The organism is Bacillus sp. C30, assembly GCF_040838255.1.
GTDB lineage: Bacteria > Bacillota > Bacilli > Bacillales > Bacillaceae_G > Bacillus_A > Bacillus_A mycoides.
Map to the genome: position 1 here is coordinate 1 of NZ_JBFPJH010000432.1, position 2,457 is coordinate 2,457.

Sequence of the window (2,457 nt, forward strand, 5' to 3'; positions counted from 1 at the left end):
ACAGGAGGTCGTATACTTTCCTGTGGCTTTTTCACGCCCAGCCATAGGAAAACGATATCTTCCTGTGGCTTTTTCGTGCGATTTTTTAGTCTCATACATTATTTTTTAAAGAAAGGAGCAACATTCGATGACTATTAGCGTATTGTTTTTAAGTATTACGATTCAAAGAAATACACTTTCCAAAGCTGAAATTCTTCATAATGAGCAAATTACAAAAGCTATGAATGATGTTAAGGAGCGCCAAGTGCTTTATTGCGATCACCTGTAATTCCTTTTCGAAAGGAGGAATTCGTCCATGACTTTTCATATTTTCTTTTTTACGACAGCACTTCAGAAAAAAACGTTATCTGAAGCTGAAATCTTTCGTAAACAACAATTAAAACAAACTATGGATAAAATAACGGACATTAAAAGTTCGTATTATACACAAATGTATTAAAATTTTTTTTAAAGGGGCAATATCCTAATGAAATTCAAAGCTTTCTTTTTAACTATCACCATTCAAAAACGTAAATCTTCAAAAGCTGAAATCTTACGTGAACAACAAATTAAAATTATTATGGACGAAGTAAAAGAGCGTCAGTCCTCTTATTACAATCGCCTTTACTAAATAAATTATAAAGGGGTAATTTCCTAATGAAATTTAAGGCTTTCTTTTTAACGATTACCATTCAAAAACACAAACTTTCAAAAGATGAAATTTCTCGTGAACAACAAATAAAAAACATTATGGATGATGTGAAAGAGCGCCAGTCCTCTTATTACAATCGTCTTTACTAAATAAATTATAAAGGGGTAATATCCTAATGAAATTTAAAGCTTTCTTTTTAACGATTACCATTCAAAAGCGTAAACTTTCAAAAGATGAAATTTCTCGTGAACAACAAATTAAAAATATTATGGATGATGTGAAAGAGCGTCAGTCCTCTTATTACAATCGTCTTTACTAAATAAATTATAAAGGGGTAATATCCAATGAAATTCAGAGTATTATTTTTAACAATTACCATTCAAAAACACAAACTGTCTGAGTCTGATATGCTTCATGACCGACAAATTGAGCAGGCTATGTACAACGTAAAAGAACGACAAAGTCATTATTGTAGTCACCTGTAATTCCTATTCGAAAGGAGGAATTCATGTATGAAGTTTCACCTTTTCTTTTTAACCATTACGATTCAAAAAGAAACTATATCTGCAAATGAAGTAAAACAAGAGGAACAGTATAAAAAGATTATAGATGAAATTCGTGATCGTAGAAGCAAGTACTACACTCACCTATAATTGTTTGAACTTATATTAGAAATGAAAGGAGTCGATTATGATGTTAATAACGCGGTGTAAAGAAATGATTTGGATAGTTCAGAGGGATTCCACATAGTTCATTTAACAAAAATTCACCGCCTGATTTGATGTGTAAAAAATATACAATAATAAGTATTTCATACACTAAAAAATAAAAGATACACCCCTTTTTATTAAGCGGTGTATCTTTCTCAACATATTCTATTTCCGTTTACTTCGTTTCGTCTTAAACAATCTCACTAAGTTCGAAACAACTGTTTTTGTTACCGCATAAGCTGGTACTGCTAAAATCATTCCGATAATTCCCGCGAAATTACCTACCCCTAAAATAAGGATGATAATTGTCAACGGATGGATATTTAATTTTGAACTCATAATACGCGGTGAAATGATGTTACTTTCAAACTGTTGTACGATTGTTACTATAATAATTACGTACAGAGCTTGCATCGGAGATACGAACAGACCTATAATGACAGCTGGTGCTGCTCCGATAAATGGACCTAAGTTCGGAATTATATTTGTAAATGCTGCGATAATTCCTAAAACGAAAGCATACGGTAAACCGATGATTAAATAACCAGTAAATGTAAAGGCACCAATAAACATACAAACGAGCGCTTGACCTTGAATATATGCAGATAATGTTTCGTTCGTTTCCTTTATGATACGAAGTCCTTCTTCACGGTAAGACTCTGGTAATACACTAACAGCTTTTCCTGGAAATGCATGTCCATCTTTAAACATATAAAATAAAATGAACGGTACTGTAAAGATAACTAACGCCACGTTCGTGATAATACCAAATAAAGCCGTTGCACTCGACGTAAGTGTGTTTGGTATTTCCTTTAAGTATTCAATTGCATTTTTCTCAATTGTCTCAATGGAAACGTAGTTTTGTGTAGATAGCCATTCAAATAATCTATGATGGGATAGATCTTGTATGTATACTTTTCCCTCTTTTATGTAAGTCGGCATATTTTTTACTAAATCCATTAACTGTTGTGAGATGGTTGGAACAACTACTCCAATAGCAACTCCAGTTAATGTGATGATAAAAAGATACAGTAGTAAAATCGCTAAACCTCTAGGTACTTTTTTATTCTCCAAAAAGACTAACAATGGGTTAAATATGAAGTATAAAAATAACGC

8 protein-coding genes are annotated in these 2,457 nt (G+C 32.2%); 7 read left to right on the forward strand and 1 reads right to left on the reverse strand.

The window, feature by feature from the left end; all coding sequences use genetic code 11:
- Positions 1–127: 127 nt before the first annotated feature.
- From AB3X49_RS21295 to AB3X49_RS21325, 7 genes are read left to right on the forward strand one after another with little or no spacing between them, the layout of a single operon-like run.
- Positions 128–268: a YrzI family small protein gene (locus AB3X49_RS21295; protein ID WP_000156202.1), complete on the forward strand. Its 141-nt coding sequence runs from the start codon at positions 128–130 to the stop codon at positions 266–268.
- A gap of 27 nt (positions 269–295) precedes the next feature.
- Positions 296–439 (forward strand): YrzI family small protein, encoded by a 144-nt coding sequence (locus tag AB3X49_RS21300; RefSeq protein WP_000142704.1) that lies wholly within the window; start codon positions 296–298, stop codon positions 437–439.
- A gap of 27 nt (positions 440–466) precedes the next feature.
- Positions 467–610, forward strand: a complete 144-nt coding sequence (locus AB3X49_RS21305) for a YrzI family small protein (RefSeq protein ID WP_000668987.1) — start codon at positions 467–469, stop codon at positions 608–610.
- A gap of 26 nt (positions 611–636) precedes the next feature.
- A complete protein-coding gene (locus tag AB3X49_RS21310) occupies positions 637–780 on the forward strand; it encodes a YrzI family small protein (protein WP_000668953.1) in 144 nt (47 codons plus the stop codon).
- Between the two features lie 26 nt (positions 781–806).
- Positions 807–950: a YrzI family small protein gene (locus AB3X49_RS21315; RefSeq protein WP_002013394.1), complete on the forward strand. Its 144-nt coding sequence runs from the start codon at positions 807–809 to the stop codon at positions 948–950.
- Between the two features lie 25 nt (positions 951–975).
- Positions 976–1,116 carry a YrzI family small protein gene (locus AB3X49_RS21320; RefSeq protein ID WP_078184964.1) on the forward strand — a complete coding sequence of 47 codons (141 nt, stop codon included), beginning with the start codon at positions 976–978 and terminating at the stop codon, positions 1,114–1,116.
- 27 nt (positions 1,117–1,143) lie between these two features.
- Entirely contained in the window at positions 1,144–1,284 is a 141-nt protein-coding gene (locus AB3X49_RS21325) for a YrzI family small protein (protein WP_002065956.1), read from the forward strand.
- A gap of 222 nt (positions 1,285–1,506) precedes the next feature.
- Here AB3X49_RS21325 and AB3X49_RS21330 read toward each other — a convergent pair.
- The coding region (locus AB3X49_RS21330; RefSeq protein WP_367964585.1) for an AI-2E family transporter at positions 1,507–2,457 on the reverse strand (951 nt) is incomplete at its 5' end.

Coding starts and splice junctions, on each gene's coding strand:
- AB3X49_RS21295 (WP_000156202.1), top strand. CDS start 128: ATGACTATTAGCGTATTGTTTTTAAGTATTACGATTCAAAGAAATACA.
- AB3X49_RS21320 (WP_078184964.1), top strand. CDS start 976: ATGAAATTCAGAGTATTATTTTTAACAATTACCATTCAAAAACACAAA.
- AB3X49_RS21325 (WP_002065956.1), top strand. CDS start 1,144: ATGAAGTTTCACCTTTTCTTTTTAACCATTACGATTCAAAAAGAAACT.
- AB3X49_RS21315 (WP_002013394.1), top strand. CDS start 807: ATGAAATTTAAAGCTTTCTTTTTAACGATTACCATTCAAAAGCGTAAA.
- AB3X49_RS21310 (WP_000668953.1), top strand. CDS start 637: ATGAAATTTAAGGCTTTCTTTTTAACGATTACCATTCAAAAACACAAA.
- AB3X49_RS21305 (WP_000668987.1), top strand. CDS start 467: ATGAAATTCAAAGCTTTCTTTTTAACTATCACCATTCAAAAACGTAAA.
- AB3X49_RS21300 (WP_000142704.1), top strand. CDS start 296: ATGACTTTTCATATTTTCTTTTTTACGACAGCACTTCAGAAAAAAACG.